Source organism: Xanthomonas hortorum (genome assembly GCF_024339125.1).
GTDB lineage: Bacteria > Pseudomonadota > Gammaproteobacteria > Xanthomonadales > Xanthomonadaceae > Xanthomonas > Xanthomonas hortorum.
Genome location: NZ_CP101417.1, coordinates 2,905,342 through 2,921,998, shown reverse-complemented (window position 1 = coordinate 2,921,998; position 16,657 = coordinate 2,905,342). Strand labels below are relative to the sequence as shown.

8 protein-coding genes, 1 other RNA gene, 2 pseudogenes and 1 riboswitch are annotated in these 16,657 nt (G+C 63.8%); of the genes and pseudogenes, 9 read left to right on the top strand and 2 right to left on the bottom strand.

All coding sequences use genetic code 11. The features are described from left to right. Window positions 1-7: 7 nt before the first annotated feature. Both NMB96_RS12490 and NMB96_RS12485 read left to right on the top strand, forming a co-directional pair. Entirely contained in the window at window positions 8-2,032 is a 2,025-nt protein-coding gene (locus tag NMB96_RS12490; RefSeq protein WP_023903095.1) for a M2 family metallopeptidase, read from the top strand. A 130-nt stretch (window positions 2,033-2,162) separates the two neighbouring features. Beyond that, window positions 2,163-4,097 (top strand): XVIPCD domain-containing protein, encoded by a 1,935-nt coding sequence (locus tag NMB96_RS12485; RefSeq protein WP_023903094.1) that lies wholly within the window; start codon window positions 2,163-2,165, stop codon window positions 4,095-4,097. A 234-nt stretch (window positions 4,098-4,331) separates the two neighbouring features. Here the strand turns inward: NMB96_RS12485 and NMB96_RS12480 are convergent, their stop codons facing one another. Both NMB96_RS12480 and NMB96_RS12475 read right to left on the bottom strand, forming a co-directional pair. Beyond that, on the bottom strand, window positions 4,332-4,733 hold the full coding sequence (locus NMB96_RS12480) for a hypothetical protein (protein WP_023903093.1): 402 nt from the start codon (window positions 4,731-4,733) through the stop codon (window positions 4,332-4,334). Between the two features lie 16 nt (window positions 4,734-4,749). After that, entirely contained in the window at window positions 4,750-6,003 is a 1,254-nt protein-coding gene (locus tag NMB96_RS12475) for a multidrug effflux MFS transporter (protein WP_023903092.1), read from the bottom strand. A 268-nt stretch (window positions 6,004-6,271) separates the two neighbouring features. Continuing rightward, window positions 6,272-6,386, top strand: a riboswitch (glycine riboswitch). Between the two features lie 98 nt (window positions 6,387-6,484). Between NMB96_RS12475 and gcvP the strand changes: the two genes are divergently transcribed. From gcvP to NMB96_RS12440, 7 genes and pseudogenes are all read left to right on the top strand, one after another. Continuing rightward, window positions 6,485-9,412 (top strand): aminomethyl-transferring glycine dehydrogenase, encoded by a 2,928-nt coding sequence (gene gcvP, locus NMB96_RS12470; RefSeq protein ID WP_255084966.1) that lies wholly within the window; start codon window positions 6,485-6,487, stop codon window positions 9,410-9,412. A gap of 608 nt (window positions 9,413-10,020) precedes the next feature. Further along, a complete protein-coding gene (locus NMB96_RS12465; RefSeq protein WP_043889020.1) occupies window positions 10,021-11,649 on the top strand; it encodes a carboxylesterase/lipase family protein in 1,629 nt (542 codons plus the stop codon). A gap of 57 nt (window positions 11,650-11,706) precedes the next feature. Beyond that, complete coding sequence (locus NMB96_RS12460; protein WP_255084965.1) at window positions 11,707-12,561, top strand: aldo/keto reductase; 855 nt, start codon at window positions 11,707-11,709, stop codon at window positions 12,559-12,561. Window positions 12,562-12,806: 245 nt separating this feature from the next. Beyond that, window positions 12,807-12,880, top strand: a non-coding RNA gene (locus NMB96_RS12455) — sX9 sRNA. A 26-nt stretch (window positions 12,881-12,906) separates the two neighbouring features. Beyond that, the gene (locus tag NMB96_RS12450; protein ID WP_255084964.1) at window positions 12,907-15,015 is read left to right on the top strand and encodes a catalase; all 2,109 of its coding nucleotides are present in this window, start codon (window positions 12,907-12,909) and stop codon (window positions 15,013-15,015) included. A 120-nt stretch (window positions 15,016-15,135) separates the two neighbouring features. Continuing rightward, a pseudogene (locus NMB96_RS12445) lies at window positions 15,136-15,351 on the top strand (transposase); the annotation flags it as partial. Between the two features lie 560 nt (window positions 15,352-15,911). Next, window positions 15,912-16,624, top strand: a pseudogene (locus NMB96_RS12440) (IS5 family transposase); the annotation flags it as partial. Window positions 16,625-16,657 lie beyond the last annotated feature (33 nt).

The following is a 16,657-nucleotide window of genomic DNA, read 5'->3' as shown; positions in this document are numbered from 1 at the left end:
ACCATCCGTGAATCCTCGTTTGCTTTTGCTGGCATTGACTGTCGCTGCCGGCACCCTGTCGTTGTCGGCCTGCCGCCAGGATGCGGCCCCGCCGGCCAAACCCGCCGCCACCAAGGCCGCCCCTGCCGAAAGCGCCGACCAGTTCGTTGCGCGCATCAGCGCCGAATACAAAGCCGCATATCCGGAGCTCACCGCAGCGCAGTGGCTGTCATCGACCTACATCACTGGCGACTCGCAGTTGCTGGCCGCCAAGGCCAACGAACGCCAGCTGGCGCAGCTGGATCGCTGGATCGAACAATCCAAGCAATACGCCGGCCTGCCGATGTCGGCCGACAGCGCGCGCGCGTTGAAATTACTGACATTGATGAGCGCCCTGCCCGCCCCACACGACCCGACCAAGCTGGCCGAACTAACCCAGATCGCCGCCAAGATGGAAGGCGATTACGGCGCGGCGCGCTACTGCATCGGCGAGGGCGAACAGCGCCGCTGCCGCCAGCTGGGCGAGCTGGAACAGGTGCTGGCGCGCAGCCGCGACTACAACGAACAACTCGACGCCTGGCAAGGTTGGCACGCCACCGCACAACCCATGCGCAAGGATTACCAACGCTTTGCCGAGCTCGCTAACGAAGGCGCGCGCGGCTTGGGTTTCGCCGATGTCGGCGTGCTGTGGCGCAGTGGTTACGACATGCCGCCAGCGCAGCTTGCCAGCGAAACCGACCGTTTGTGGGAGCAGGTCAAACCGCTGTACGCGCAACTGCAATGCTACGCACGCGGCAAGCTCGATACGCAGTATGGCAAGGACAAGGGCGAGATCGCCGGCGGCATGTTGCCCGCGCATCTGATGGGCAACATGTGGCAGCAGGACTGGAGCAACCTGTGGGATCTGCTGCAGCCGTATCCGGGCGCTGGCGATCTGGACATCACCGCTGCGCTGGAAAAACAGTACCAGGGCAATCTGAGCGCGGTGCTGGCACGCAACGTAGCCAATACCAGCGAAGGCGGTAGCGGTGCACGCTTCCAGGCCGAGCGCGAAGCGCAACTGCGTACCGCAAAACAGATGACCGAGCGTGCGCAGGACTTCTACACCTCGCTCGGCATGCCCAAACTTCCCGACACCTACTGGCAACGCTCGCAGTTCATCAAACCGCTGGATCGCGACGTGGTCTGTCACGCCAGCGCGTGGGATATGAACATGGGCGGCGAGGCGAACCAGAACATCGGCGCGGACGTGCGTACCAAGATGTGCATCAACCCGACCGAAGAAGACTTCACCACCATCTATCACGAGTTGGGCCACATCTATTACGACCTGGCCTATAACCCGCTGCCGCCGCTGTTTCAGAATGGCGCCAACGATGGTTTCCACGAAGCGATCGGCGACACCATCGTGCTGGCGATGACGCCCAAGTATCTGCAGTCGATCGGCATGGTGGGCGAACAGCAAACCGGCCGCGAGGCGCTGATCAATTCGCAGATGCGCATGGCGCTGAGCAAGGTCGCCTTTTTGCCGTTCGGCTTGATGATCGACCGCTGGCGCTGGGGCGTGTTCGATGGCTCGATCACGCCCGAGCATTACAACCAGGCCTGGTGGGAACTCAAGGCCAAGTACCAGGGCGTCGCGCCGGCAAGCGCGCGCGGCGAAGAGTTCTTCGATGCCGGCGCCAAATACCATGTGCCCGGCAATACGCCGTACACCCGTTATTTTCTTGCGCATATTCTGCAGTTTCAGTTCTACAAGGGCCTGTGCGAAGCCGCCGGCCATCACGGGCCGCTGTACGAATGTAGCTTTTACGGCAACAAGGACGCCGGGCAGAAATTCTGGTCGATGTTGCAGCGTGGCTCCAGCCAACCGTGGCAGACCACGCTGAAGGAACTCACCGGCAACGACCGCCTGGATGCCGGCCCGATGCTGGAATATTTCGCACCGATGAACGAATGGTTGAAGCAGCAGAATCAGGGGCAGCTGTGTGGCTGGCAGGCGACTGCGCCAGCTGCACCCACCAACGCGCCTGCGCCTGCCGCAACGCGCTGACGCCCCATCTACCCAGCGGCATGCGGTAGCCAGACACTGGCCGCCGCATAACATTCATTTGATAAACGTACAAAACGCCGGCGATATACTGCGCGCCCGCTGCACAGGCGCAGCATGCAGGACGCATCCAATGAACAACGCCTCCACCGGCCCGGACCAGCAGAACCTGGACCCCAACAAGCAGTTCATCGACGACGCGAACGATCGCGCGTTCGACCCGATCTACAGCAGCAAGAACACCGAATACTCGGCAGAACTGGGCAGCGCCACAGTCGCGTTGAACTCGACAGAGCAGTCGGTCAAGTATTCGCAGACCAGCGAGCAGAGCAACGGCAGTAAAACCCAGGCGTTGGGCGAGAACAGCCTGCGCACCAGCAGCGCGCTAGGCCTGGGCAAGCTCAGCGATGCCGACGCCAAGACCACCACCTTCAACCTCGAGGCCGACGCGCGCACCGGCCAGCAGCAAAGCCTGCAGACCAAGCTCGGCGACGGCAAGTTGAACATCGAAGCCAGCGTCAGTGCCGGGCAGCGCATGCGCTATTCACTGACGCTGCCCGGCGTCGACCAGCCTGCAGAGGCTGCCACACGCATCAATCCGCTGCAGCCGGAGAGCCTGCCGATCGGCGCGCGCGCAGTGATGGACACGCAGACCTACACCCAGCGCGATACCTCGGCGAGTCTGCACAACCTCACCATGCAGAGCGAGATCACCGAAGCCAGCGGCCGCAGCTATCTAATTGAGCGCGTGGACGAGCGCCACGTGCGTGTGGTGACCGGGCCCAACGCAGCCATCGAGGCAGTGAACGCGGTTGGCGTCAAGGTGGGACCGGCGCAGGCCCTGCTTGGGCGTGCCGACGCGCTGGGCCAGTCGCAGGTGCACAGCGCGCAGTTCGACCTCGCCGATCCGCGTGCGCTCGCGGCCATGGGCGACTTCGTGCGCGAGGGCAAGATTGCACCGGGCGTGCCGGGCGTCGATGAGCTACAGACGGTGGAGCGGATCAGTTTCAGCTCGCAGCAGCGTCTGCAGCTGGAATTGGGCCCGCTCAGTGCCGATCTGGCCGGCAGCCGCAACGAAGGCAGCCAGGTGCGCATCAGCACACCGGGCCAGGACGGCTACACGGTGGTACAACAGCTGCAATACGGCGGCAATGTGCCGCTGACGATCGTGCGCCAGTACGACGGCAACGAGACCGAACGCGTGCAGGAACGCAGCTACCGCTTCGAGATCGATGGCGATGTCGCCGCGCCCGGACTGATGCAGCGCCTGGGTGGCCGCAACGAGGCCAGCGAGGAAAAGGCGATCGCGCAAAATCTCAACAGCGCGCTGAGCGGCGAGATGGTGGGCACCGGTGCGATCAAGCCGGGGCAGAAGACCACGCTGGCATTCAGCGAGGTGCAGATGCAGGCGCTGATGGAGCAGACCCAGGCCAGCGTCGAGGCCAGCAAGATCGGCGGCAGCTCGCTGAGCTCGCTGGTCGGCGACCGCAACGCGCCGTCGCAGTCGCCCGAACACTTCGCGATCGCAATGGCCCGCAACGTGGGCGGCGAGCCTTATGCGTTCGTCGAGCGGCTGCAGCGCATTGCCGACGGCGCCGATGGAAAATACGACGGCCAGTTGCAGCGCATCGACACCGAAGCGCTGCCGCGCCAGGCGCCTGCAACAACCGCGGCTTCGGATCCGCGCCATCCGGCCAATCCGGACCATACGCTGCTGAAGCAATGCACCGCAGCGGTAGAGCAACTGGAGACCGCGCGCGGCCGCGTGCCCGATGCGGATAGCGAGCGCCTGGCAATGGGAGCCCTTGTCACCGCGCGTGAGCATGGGCTACAGCGCGTGGACCACGTGGTGCTCGGCCATGACCCGGCCCGGGGCTTCGTCGTCGAGGGAGCGCTCGATTCGCCCGCGCACCTGCGCGCAAGCTTCGATGCCCAGGCCGCGCAGCAAACGCCGCTGGAAAGCAGCGTGCAGCGCTTGCAGGCCGTACAGGCCGAGCAAGACCACAACGCCACCGTGCGCGAGCAGGCGCCGCAACAGGAACCGTCGCCGCACGCGCCTTCGCGCTGACACTTGCGGTTATTCCCGAAGACCATCCGGCAGCGCCAGCTGGGCTGCCGGATGCGGCGACAACGAGAGCAACCGCTCCGGCCTGACCCAGCTCGGCGCTGCGTCAGGCGTTGCATCGGTGACCCTGGCCACCGGCACAACTGCACCTCAATAGGCGAACGTCAGGCGACCGTCCTTGCCTGCATCGATGAACACACCGGCACGGGCCCATCGCTGGCCCATCACCCGCACGCCTCAGTGCGTACGCGTGGGCGCCAGCTTTTGCGAAAACTCGATCCGGAATGCCTCGAAATCCCTGCCGTCGGCGGCCGCCTCGGCATGCGCGGCATCTTTGAGCGCATCCGAATAGGTCAGCCGCACCGGCGTGCCCTGGCGTTCGTGCAGTTCGGCCGCGCGCATGATCAAGGCCAATACCTGCGCGGCGCTGGTGCTTTCGCCGGCGATGCGACCGTCCATGCCAAGCACCCATTCGCCGTCGCGGCGGACGATGCCGGCAAGTAGCGTGCGTTGCTGGTCGCGCAGTTCGGCATGCGCTTCGATCGGCGAATCGGCAGTGACCTTGGCAGCGGCCTGGTTGCGCTGGCGCTCGGCGGCGCGCTTGCGGGCGTCGCGGCGCAGCTTGGAATCGGTGGACATGCAGGCTCCTGTGAGGTCAGAGGTGGTCGGCCGGCTCCAGAGGCACTGCCTCTGCGGCCTGGCGGCGGCGAAGACGGCGGCCGCTGCGGCGCTCCCAGCGCCAGAATAGCCAGCCCAGCAAGAAAAAACCGGTCATGCCGATCGCCAGATGGCGCGGGTGTTCACTCAGCAGCGGCGACAGCACACCGGCTACCAGCGTATTGGTCATCAGCTGGGTGAAGGCCTGCAGCGAAGAGGCCAGGCCGCGCTGATGCGGGTACATGTCCAGCACCGCCAGCGCCAGGATCGGGAAGATCAGGGCCATGCCCATACCGGCCAGGAAGATCGGCAGCACCGCCCACGGCAGGCTGATCTGCGCCACCGACAAGGTGTAGCCAAGATTGGCCAGCGCCGCCACGCCGCAGCAGATGAAGCCAATACGAATCTGCCGCACCGGGTCCATGCTGCCGGCCATGCGCCCGGACAGGAACGAGCCCAGCGTCATGCCGCCGATGGTGGGGATGAACAACCAGGCGAAATCGCCCTCGCCCATGTGCAGGTGGCGCATGATCAACACCGGCGCCGAGGCGATGTACAGAAAAATGCCCGCGAAGTTGAATGCGCCGGCCGCCGCCAGCCGCTGAAAACGCGGGTTGAAGCCGATCCGCACGTAGTCGTGCATCAAGCTGCGCAGCTGCAGTGGCGTGCGCGCTTCCAGCGGATGGGTCTCCGGCAGCCAGGTCACTGTCGCAACCAGCAGCACCAGCCCGAACGCGACCAGAAACCAGAAGATCAGCGGCCAGCCCGCGCCGCTGAGCAGGATCCAGCCGCCGATGATCGGCGCAATCGCCGGGGCGATGCCGAAGATCATCGACACCTGGCTCATCAGCCGTTGCGCATCCGCACCGTGGAACAGATCGCGGATCACTGCCCGGCCGACGATCATGCCCACACCGGCCGACAGGCCCTGCAACGCGCGGAACGCCAGCAAGGTGGGCAGATCCTGCGACAGCGCACAGCCCACCGAGCCTGCGATGAACAGCACCAGCCCGCCCAGGATCACCCGCTTGCGGCCCCACGCATCGGACAGCGGCCCGTGCGCAATGCTCATCACCCCGTAGGCGAGCAGATAGACGCTGATGGTCTGCTGGATCGCCACCTCGTCCACCGCCAGGCTGCGGCTGAGCCGCGAAAACGCCGGAAAGATGGTGTCGATGGAAAACGGGCCGAACATCGCCAACCCGGCGAGCAGCAGCGCCATGCGACGGGTGGAAGGCGTGGTGGGGGTCATGCAGGAGTCCGAAACGTGGTGCATCGGGGACGCACACCAGCATCCGCGAGTCGCGGCGCCGGGATGAGCATAAGGGCGACGATGATAGGCGCTCGCCGTTGCAAGGTTAAGCGGACCCAAGCACAACAGCCGTGACGCGGCAGGCGCGGCGGGTGCGCCCGGTGGGTCGGACGCACGCTATAATCGTCCCGGCAACACGGTGGGAGAAGCGGCACTGCCGCTGCCGAAGGCGCAACAGCCCGTAATCGCTCAGGCCCGATACCATCCGCAGTACAACTCTGGAGAGACCGGCCGATGCCGGCGCCGAAGGGGCACGGAACGCAGGCAGGCCCAGCGCCACGCCGCGTTTTTAAACTCTCAGGCAAAAGGACAGAGGGGCGCGAGGAAGACTCTCGCTGCGACAGGAGGTGATGCGCTGTGCGCGTCACACCGGTTGTGGTGCTTGTCGACCATTCGTCTGCCCCTGCCCCGGATGCCCGCCATGTCCCAGACCACGTCTTCCCTGCGCGACCTCGAACACCACAGCGCGTTCGTCGAACGCCATATCGGCCCCAACGACGCAGAAATCGCACAGATGCTGGGCGTGGTCGGCCACGCCTCGCTGGATGCGCTGACCGACGCCATCGTGCCCTGCAACATCAAATCGCCGGCCGCACTCGCGCTGCCCGAGGCGATCACCGAAGAAGAAGCGCTGGCCAAGATCCGCGCCATCGCCAGCAAGAACCAGGTGCAGCGCACGTTTATCGGCCAGGGCTATTACGGCACCCATACGCCGAAGGTGATCCTGCGCAACATCCTGGAAAACCCGGCCTGGTACACCGCCTACACGCCGTACCAGGCAGAGATTTCGCAGGGCCGCATGGAAGCGCTGATCAACTTCCAGACCCTGTGTGCGGATCTCACCGGCATGCAGATCGCCAACGCCTCGCTGCTGGACGAAGCTACCGCCGCGGCCGAAGCGATGACGCTGGCCAAGCGCTCGGCCAAGTCGAAGTCGGACACCTTCTTCGTGCACGACGCGGTGCATCCGCAGACGCTGGAACTGCTGCGCACCCGCGCCGAGCCGCTGGGCATCGTGCTGCGCGTCGGCACGCCGGAAGAAGCGCTGCAGGCCGAGTGCTTCGGCGTGCTGCTGCAGTACCCGGACAGCTTCGGTCACATCGGCGACCACGCCGCATTGGCCGATGCCGTGCATGCGCAAGGCGGATTGGTGGCAGTGGCCACCGATCTGCTCGCACTGACCCTGATCGCCGCGCCTGGCGAATGGGGCGCGGATATCGTGGTCGGCAACTCGCAGCGCTTCGGCGTGCCGTTCGGTTTCGGTGGCCCGCATGCGGCCTTCATGGCCTGCCGCGATGCCTACAAGCGCTCGATGCCGGGCCGGTTGATCGGCGTGTCGATCGATGCCGCCGGCAATCCTGCCTACCGTTTGACGCTGCAGACGCGCGAGCAACATATCCGCCGCGAGAAGGCCACCTCCAACATCTGCACCGCGCAGGTGCTGCTGGCGGTGATGGCCTCGATGTACGCGGTCTACCACGGCCCCGAGGGCCTGACCCGCATCGCACGGCGCACGCATCGTCTGGCCGCAATCCTGGCTGCCGCGTTGCGCGGTGCCGGCGTCAACGTGGGCGAGCGTTTCTTCGACACCCTGCACGTCAAGGCGATCGATGCCGATGCCATCCACGCCAAGGCCCGTGCGGCCGGCATCAACCTGCGCGCGATCGACAGCGAAGCGGTCGGCATCAGCCTGGATGAAACCAGCACGCGCGCCGACGTGGTGACGCTGGCCCAGTTGTTCGGTGCCCAGGTCGATATCGATGCGCTGGATGCCGCCACCGCCGACGCATTGCCGCAAGGCCTGCTGCGCAGCAGCGCGTTCCTGACACACCCGGTATTCAACACCCACCACAGCGAGCACGAACTGCTGCGCTACATGCGCTCGCTGGCCGACAAGGATCTGGCGATGGATCGCACCATGATCCCGCTGGGCAGCTGCACCATGAAGCTCAACGCCACCGCCGAAATGATCCCGGTGACCTGGCCCGAGTTCGGCGCGATCCATCCGCTGGCGCCAGCCGAGCAGTCGGCCGGCTATGCGCAGCTGATCGACGAGCTGGAAGCGATGCTGGTCGAGTGCACAGGCTACGACGCGGTGAGCCTGCAGCCCAATTCCGGCGCGCAGGGCGAATACGCCGGCCTGCTGGCGATTCGTGCCTATCACCGCGCGCGTGGTGAAGCGCATCGCGATATCTGCCTGATTCCCGAATCCGCGCACGGCACCAACCCGGCCTCGGCACAGATGTGCGGCATGACGGTCGTCGTGACCAAGTGCGATGCCAACGGCAACGTCGATGTCGAAGACATCCGCGCCAAGGCGGAGAAGTATTCCGGGCGCCTGGCCGCGTTGATGATCACCTACCCGTCAACCCACGGCGTGTTCGAAGAAGACGTGGTGGCGATCTGCGAAGCGGTGCACGCGCATGGCGGCCAGGTCTATACCGACGGCGCCAACATGAATGCCCTGGTCGGCGTGGCCAAGCCCGGCAAGTGGGGCTCGGACGTCTCGCATCTCAACCTGCACAAGACCTTCTGCATTCCGCATGGCGGCGGTGGCCCGGGCGTGGGCCCGTGTGCGGTGAAGTCGCATCTGGCGCCCTATCTGCCCAAGACGCTTCCTAATGCCGGCATCCGTGCCGGCGAAAATCAAAAAGCTGCCATCCATGGCAGCGGATCCAACTTCGGCGAAGGCGATGTCGGCATGGTCAGCGCGGCCAGCTACGGCTCCGCCTCGATCCTGCCGATCAGCTGGATGTACGTGACCATGATGGGCAGTGGCGGGTTGCGCAAGGCGACCCAGGTGGCCTTGCTCAATGCCAACTACATCGCCAAGCGCCTGGCGCCGCACTACAAGACGCTGTACACCGGCCGTAACGGCCTGGTGGCGCACGAGTGCATCCTCGACATCCGCCCGCTGGAGAAGACCAGCGGCATCGGCGCCGAAGACATCGCCAAGCGCCTGATCGACTTCGGCTTCCACGCACCGACGTTGAGCTTCCCGGTTGCCGGCACCTTGATGGTGGAACCGACCGAAAGCGAATCGCAGCATGAGCTGGACCGCTTCATCGACGCGATGATCCAGATCCGCGAAGAGATCCGCGCCATCGAAGACGGCCGCCTGGACCGCGAGGACAACCCGCTCAAGCACGCACCGCACACCGCAACCCAGGTGTCGGCCAGCGAGTGGACCCACGCCTACCCGCGCGAACTGGCCGCCTTCCCGCTGCCCAGCCTCAAGCAGCAGAAGTACTGGCCGCCGGTGGCGCGCGTGGACAACGTCTACGGCGACAAGAACGTGATGTGCGCCTGCATCCCGGTGGATGCGTACAAGGATGATGTGGAGGCGTAAGCGCTGCCCTTTCGCGTTTACGTGTGGCATCGAAACCCAGCCCAGGGAATCCCGGGCTGGGTTTTTCGTTTTTAGCGGCAGCGGCTGCAGTGAAGTGTTCTGGAGACATCACGCGTTCGAGGCAAGCGACTGCGCCGTACTCGGCCACAGCTCGGGTCGGGAACATCACACGACGCTAAAACGCACTATCCCGGTCGCCTCGATAGGTGATTGAACGGCGTGGAGGCGTCAGTTGCAGAGCGGATGATCTGCGGCCTGGCTGCAGGGTCCTTGCCCGCCCACCATCGCAGGACACGCCGCAAGTACGTCCATGTAGGCTCTTCTGCGGCATCCATGCCGCATAAGGTCCCGCGACGGTGGGCGGGCAAGGACCTGTCGGAATGGTCGGAATGGGCGGTGTGCATGATTGCAAGCACTGCATGACGTGCATTGCTCGGATAACGGCGCGTCCGATCAGAGTTCTTCGATCCGACCAATGTCACTGCCATTGCTGACATCACTCCACTCGTCAGGCAGCCTCCTCGTTTTCCTTCCCTACACGTGCACTCGCGATGATGTGCGTCTGAGATAGGACACAACAGACAGTGATCAAGCTCGACAGACGCTCATTGCGACGCAGCCTGGCCTGCCTGCTGCTTGCAGGCCTGGCGTTGACTGCTTGCACGCCGCGCCGCCCTGGCGAGGTGCCGGCGCTGGTGCATGCGGCGGATGCGCAGGCCGAGGTGGTGCAGACCGATGCCGGTGCGCTACGCGGTGTGCGTAGTGCGCAAGGGCGGGTGTTTCTGGGCGTGCCATTCGCCGCGCCGCCGGTGGGTGCGTTGCGCTTCCGCGCGCCACAAGCTGCGCCAGCGTGGAAGGGAGTCCGCGATGCCACGCAGGCCGGGCCGGCGTGCCTGCCGCGTCATCGCTTCGGGCAAAAGCAGGTGTCCGAGGATTGCCTCACCCTCAACGTCTATGCACCACCCGGGCCGGCGCCGGCGCATCCGCGCGCGGTGATGGTGTGGATCTACGGCGGCGCGCTGGAGTTGGGCAGCAATGTCGACTACGACCTGAGTGCGTTGGCAGCCCGGCAGAACGTCATCGTGGTGGCGCCCAATTATCGGCTGGGGGTGTTTGGTTTTTATGCGCATCCCGCGTTGGGTGATGAAGGCGAAGGTGCGTACGCGTTGCTCGATCAACAGGCGGCGTTGCACTGGGTGCAGCGCAATATCGCCGCCTTTGGTGGCGATGCGCACAACGTCACCGTGTTCGGGGAATCGGCCGGCGCATGGAGCATCTGTTATCAGCTTGCTTCACCGGGCGCGGCGGGCCTGTTTCAACGTGCGATCCTGCAAAGCGGCAGTTGTCTTGCGAGCGATTCCAGCGTGCCGCGCAGCGAGGCCGAACGTGGTGGCGTGCGCATGGCGCAGACGCTTGGATGCGAGCGCGCAAGCGAGGTTGCCGCCTGCCTGCGCGCGCTCCCTGCCGACGCATTGGCCGATGCAAAACCCCAGCGACGTGGCTTGACCGGCAGCGATGCGTGGGCGCCGATGTCTGGTGGCGACGTCTTGCCATTGCCGCCTGCCGAGGCGATCGCCAATGGGCAGCACGCGCAGGTACCGGTGCTGATCGGCAACAATCGCGACGAAGGGCGCCTGTTCGCGCAACTGCTGTCCTATTTCGGCGCACTCACGTTGCGCAGCGGCTATGAGGCGCGCGTGCAACGCATGCATACCGATCCGACAGCGATCATGACGCAGTACGCAGATGTCGCTGCCCAATCGCGCTGGCACGCGTATGCCGACATCGTCACCGATGGTGGCTTCGCCTGCCCCACGCGTCGGCTAGGCCGGGCGTTGCGCGATCACGCAGCGGTCTATGCATACGAGTTCGACGACCCGCAGGCGCCGTACGGTTTGTTGCGCTTGCCGTTTTCGCAGCCACTGGGCGCCTATCACGCCTCCGAACTGGTGTATCTGTTCCAGCGCCCGTGGGTGCTCAGTGGCGAGCCGCAGTTCAGCCCGGCGCAGCAGGTGCTCGCTAACACCTTGCAGGATTACTGGGGCGCGTTTGCACGCACCGGCGATCCGAATGGTGGCGGCCGGCCGCCGTGGCCGCGCTTCGATGGCGACACGCCGTTGACGTTGTCGCCGGGCAGGATCGGGGCAACGCCCGACTTCGTGCAACGTCATCGCTGTACGTTCTGGGATGCGCAAGCGCACACCGCGTCCACATCCGTGCAGACACCGTTGCATTAGAGCGACCCGCACAGATGGCATGGTCGTTACACCAATCCAGCGTTATAGGAGTCACACATGTCCGAATCCACCTTGCAGCACTGCCCCGAGGTGCGCCTGCGCAATGGGCGCAACGTGCCCGCGCTCGGCCTGGGCTCGTGGAACCTGGGCCAGGGTCGACATACGCCGCAGCAGGAGATCGATGCGCTGCAGACCGGCCAACAGCTGGGCATGCGCTTGATCGATACCGCCGAGATGTATGGCAACGGGCGCTCCGAGCAACTGATCAGCCAGGCCATCGGCAGCGCGCAGCCGCCGTATCTGGTGTCGAAAGTATTGCCAAGCAACGCCAGCGCGCGCGGCATTGCGCGTGCCTGCGAAGCCAGCCTGCAACGGCTGGGCGTTCGCACGCTGGATCTGTATCTGCTGCATTGGCGTGGCGGCAGCGATCTGCGCGAAGTGGTCGATGCGTTCGAAGCCCTGCGCGATGCCGGCAAGATCCGCGACTGGGGCGTGTCGAATTTCGATGTCGAGGATATGCAGGAGCTGTGGGACATTGAGGGCGGACAGCATTGCCTGGTCAATCAGGTGCTGTACCACGCCGGCAGCTGCGGTATCGAATTCGATCTGCTGCCGTGGTGTGCACAGCATGAGGTCACGGTGATGGCGTATTCGCCGTTGGGAAGCCGCGCATTGCTGGATCACCCGGTGCTGCACGCCATTGGCGAACGACGTGGCGTGGCCGCAACTGCGGTGGCGTTGGCGTGGGCGATTCGCAGCGGCAAGGTCATCGCCATTCCCGAATCGGGAACACCCGCACACGTGCGTGCCAATGCAGCAGCGTGCACGTTGCAACTGGATGCCCAGGATCTTGCCGAGCTGGACCATGCATTTCCACCGCCAACGCGCAAACAGCCGCTGGATCTGCTGTAGCCACCTCACAACAGTCGGGCTCGTTAGATATGAGCACGTGCACTGCATCGGCACCTTGCGTGACACAGGCAACATCTCGCTGCGATGCATCGCAAATTTCTGGCTGCATGTGAGCATTCGTTCGCATGCAGACACGTGCAATTAACAGCGCCGCTCCCAAGCTCGTTGATCAGCCCGCATCCCAAGAGCGACTAACAAGCTACTGCGCAGCCGTCAGGCGGGCGCGGCCGGTGCTCTGAATCGGCATGTACCACTCGTACATTCCGGTTCTCCGCGCCGTCCGCATCACCTGACGAACGCTCGCTACCTGTTGTTGGTCGCTCTAGCCCGCCAGAGTGGAGTCCCATGCCCAAGTCCCCCAGCAAGCCCGCGCAAGTTCCTTCCATTGCTCCCGTCAGCGCAACACCCGAAACATTGCGCGGTACGGGCGATGAGTTGCATCAGAAAGCTGGTGGCACGCATCCGCAACTGACCACCAACCAGGGCATTCCGGTTGGCGACAACCAGAACTCGCTACGCGCAACGCCGCGCGGCCCGACGTTGCTGGAAGACTTCATTCTGCGCGAGAAGATCACCCACTTCGATCATGAACGCATTCCCGAGCGCATCGTGCATGCGCGCGGTAGCGCGGCGCACGGCTATTTCGAGCTGACCAAGTCGTTGAGCCAGTACACCACGGCCAAGATCTTCACCGAAGTCGGCGAAAAGACCCCGTTGTTCACGCGTTTTTCCACCGTCGCCGGCGGCGCCGGCTCGGTGGACACGCCGCGCGATGTGCGCGGATTCGCGGTGAAGTTCTACACCAAGGAAGGCAACTGGGATCTGGTGGGCAACAACATCCCGGTGTTCTTCATCCAGGATTCGATGAAGTTTCCGGACCTGATCCATGCGGTGAAGATGGAGCCGGATCGCGGTTTTCCGCAGGCCGCCAGCGCGCACGACACGTTCTGGGATTTCATCTCGCTGACGCCCGAATCGATGCACATGATCATGTGGGCGATGAGCGACCGCACGATTCCGCGCTCGCTGCGCATGATCGAAGGCTTCGGCATCCACAGCTTCCGTTTCCTCAACGAAAACGGCGACAGCACCTTCGTCAAATTCCATTGGCGTCCCAAGCTCGGCCTGCAGTCCACGATCTGGGATGAGGCAGTCAAGATCGCCGGTGCCGATCAGGATTTCCACCGTCGCGATCTGTTCGAGTCGATTCAAAGCGGCGATTTCCCCGAGTGGGAACTAGGCGTGCAGTTGTTCACCGAGGCCGAAGCGGAGGCATTCCCGTTCGACCATCTGGATTCGACCAAGGTCATTCCCGAAGAACTGGTACCGCTGCAAATCGTGGGCCGCATGGTGCTGGACCGCTGGCCGGACAACTTCTTCGCCGAGACCGAGCAGGTCGCTTACTGCCCGGCCAATATCGTGCCCGGCATCGACTTCAGCAACGATCCGCTGCTGCAGGGCCGCCTGTTCTCGTATCTGGACACGCAGCTGAGCCGCCTGGGTGGACCGAACTTCCACCAGATCCCGGTCAATGCGCCCAAGTGCCCGTTCGCCAACAACCAGCGCGACGGCCATATGCAGATGGGCGTCCCCAAGGGCCGTGTTGCCTACGAGCCCAGCTCGTTGCAGGCCGATGCGCCGCGTGAGGCGCTGCGTGGATTCCCCAGCCACGCAACACCGGCCGAAGACGGTGCCAAGGGCCGCGTGCGCGCAGCAAGCTTTGCCGATCACTACAGCCAGGCACGCATGTTCTTCCGTAGCCAGACCGCACCGGAACAGGCGCATATGGCATCGGCGCTGGTGTTCGAGTTGTCCAAGGTAGAGACCGCGCACGTGCGCGAAGCCATCGTCGGTCACCTGCGTCACATCGACCCGACGCTGGCACAGCGCGTGGCCGATGGCATGGGCATGACCACGTTGCCGCCGGCACCGCCGACTGCGGTCGCACCGACCGACATGCCGCTGTCGCCTGCCTTGCAGCTGATCGGCAAGATGAAGGACACCTTGCAGGGCCGCACGGTCGGCATCCTGATTCACGATGGCTCCGATGCAGCGACGATCAAGGCGGTGCGCAAGGCCGCCGAAGCCGCCGGTGCCACGGTCAAGATCGTTGCGCCAAAACTGGGCGGCGCCAAGCTCAGCGACGGCAAGCAACTGGCTGCCGATGGTCAATTGGCCGGCACACCTTCGGTGGTGTTCGATGCGGTGGCGGTGGTGTTGTCGTCGGAAGCTGCCAAGGCGCTGACACGCGAATCGGCGGCGCTGGATTTCGTCAGCAATGCGTGGGCGCATCTGAAGGCAATCGCCTTCGACGATGGCGCGCAGCTGCTGCTGAAGGCCGGCAATGTCGGCAAGGACGCTGGCGTGATCGCGGCGGCAGACACCAAGGCATTCATCACTGCCGCCAAGACCCGCCAGTGGGCACGCGAACCGAAGGTGCGCATGCTGGCGTAACCGCACTTGGTTGACGGATGCAGACTTGGGCGCTCGCGACGTTCTACACGTCGTTTTGCGCGCAAGTTGTTATGTGTATCGCGAAGAGGATGCCGTGCCGACGAAGTCGAGCCGGGTGGCAGCACGTTCTTGATCATGGACGCACAGAGCGTAAGGAACAACAATACGGCGGGTCAGAAAGGCTATGACACGGGCAAGAAGGTGTCGGGGATCAAGCGCCACATGCACTGGATACTCCAGGATTTCCGCCTACCGTTGCTGTGACCAAGGCGGAGGTCACTGATTGTAAAAGACTCGCTGGAAGCATTGAATCGCCGACAATCGGGTTTGGCGCGGGCTTTTCAACCAGTTAGAACTGGTGACGGAGAAACGCCATGTCGGGCGGATAATGCCCTGGCGCGCAGTGCATCCAAATACGCTCAACAGTGCGGACGTCTCGGAACCGCTGATTCCACAAGAACGGCGTTCAGAACATCCCATCCAAGTGCTATTTTCCACTAGTTCGGAGAAAAGCTACAGCTTACCCTCCATGGGCACGGGACGCATCGCTACTGTTCAAATGAGGAAACGTGATGGACACTTCTCGCCGTGCAAGAACACCTCGTTCTGTTATTTGCGATCTGGCCGCAACGACCACTCTGCTCATCGCCGCAGTCCTAACAGGTTGTGTGAGCGACTCAGCCCGGTCCATCGGTGCTACACGCCCGGAGTGTCTCGTTAACGAGGATCCCATATCGACTGCGCGTGACACAGGAATGTCCGCACGTGAGCGAGAATGCACCTTGCGTCAAGAATCTCAAGATCGAGCACAGGGTAAAGGCATGGAACTGCGATTTGATAGAAAGAGCGACTAGAGCATGTTATGAACTTTAGCCTTGTCACGCTAACGTATACGGATGAAGCCTCGTAAGCCATATCCGACCGATATTTCCGACGAAGAATGGGCCTTTGCTGTGCCGTATCTGACACTGATGGATGCGCAGGCACCGCAGCGCAAGTACGCGCTACGCGCGATGTTCAATGCACTGCGTTGGATCGCACGCGCCGGCGCACCGTGGCGATTGCTTCCCAACGATTTCCCGCCTTGGAAGGCGGTGTATCAGCAAACGCAACGCTGGCTACAGGCTGGCTGCTTTAAGGCCATGGTCAGCGATTTGCGCTCACTCCTGCGTGTGGCGCACGGGAAGAAAGGCCAGCCGAGCGCGGTCATTTTCGATGGCCGGACGCTGCAGTCCACCTGTGAAAGCGGACCGCGCGCCGATACGATGGCTACAAACGCAAGAAAGGGAGCAAGGTGCACATGGCGGTCGATACGCTGGGACACCTGCTCGCCGTCTAAGTCACGCCAGCCAATGAGCAAGAGCGCGCGCAGGTCCAATCGTTGGCTCAAGAGGTACAACACGCGACCGCTGAAACGATCAAGATCGCGTTTGTGGATCAAGGCTATACCAGCGAAGAACCGGCGCAGGCGGCCAAGGACGAAGGCATCGAGTTGCACGTGATCAAGCTTCAAGAAGCGAAGAAAGGCTTCGTCTTACTGCCGCGCCGATGGGTCGTCGAGCGCAGCTTCGGATGGGTCAATCGTTTCAGGCGGCTGGCACGCGACTATTAGGGAACCTCTGAACAACGCACCACAGATACG

Excerpts from the sequence above, each read along its gene's own strand:
- NMB96_RS12485 (WP_023903094.1), top strand. The coding sequence starts at position 2,163 with ATGAACAACGCCTCCACCGGCCCGGACCAGCAGAACCTGGACCCCAAC.
- NMB96_RS12480 (WP_023903093.1), bottom strand. The coding sequence starts at position 4,733 with ATGTCCACCGATTCCAAGCTGCGCCGCGACGCCCGCAAGCGCGCCGCC.
- NMB96_RS12475 (WP_023903092.1), bottom strand. The coding sequence starts at position 6,003 with ATGACCCCCACCACGCCTTCCACCCGTCGCATGGCGCTGCTGCTCGCC.
- gcvP (WP_255084966.1), top strand. The coding sequence starts at position 6,485 with ATGTCCCAGACCACGTCTTCCCTGCGCGACCTCGAACACCACAGCGCG.
- NMB96_RS12460 (WP_255084965.1), top strand. The coding sequence starts at position 11,707 with ATGTCCGAATCCACCTTGCAGCACTGCCCCGAGGTGCGCCTGCGCAAT.
- NMB96_RS12450 (WP_255084964.1), top strand. The coding sequence starts at position 12,907 with ATGCCCAAGTCCCCCAGCAAGCCCGCGCAAGTTCCTTCCATTGCTCCC.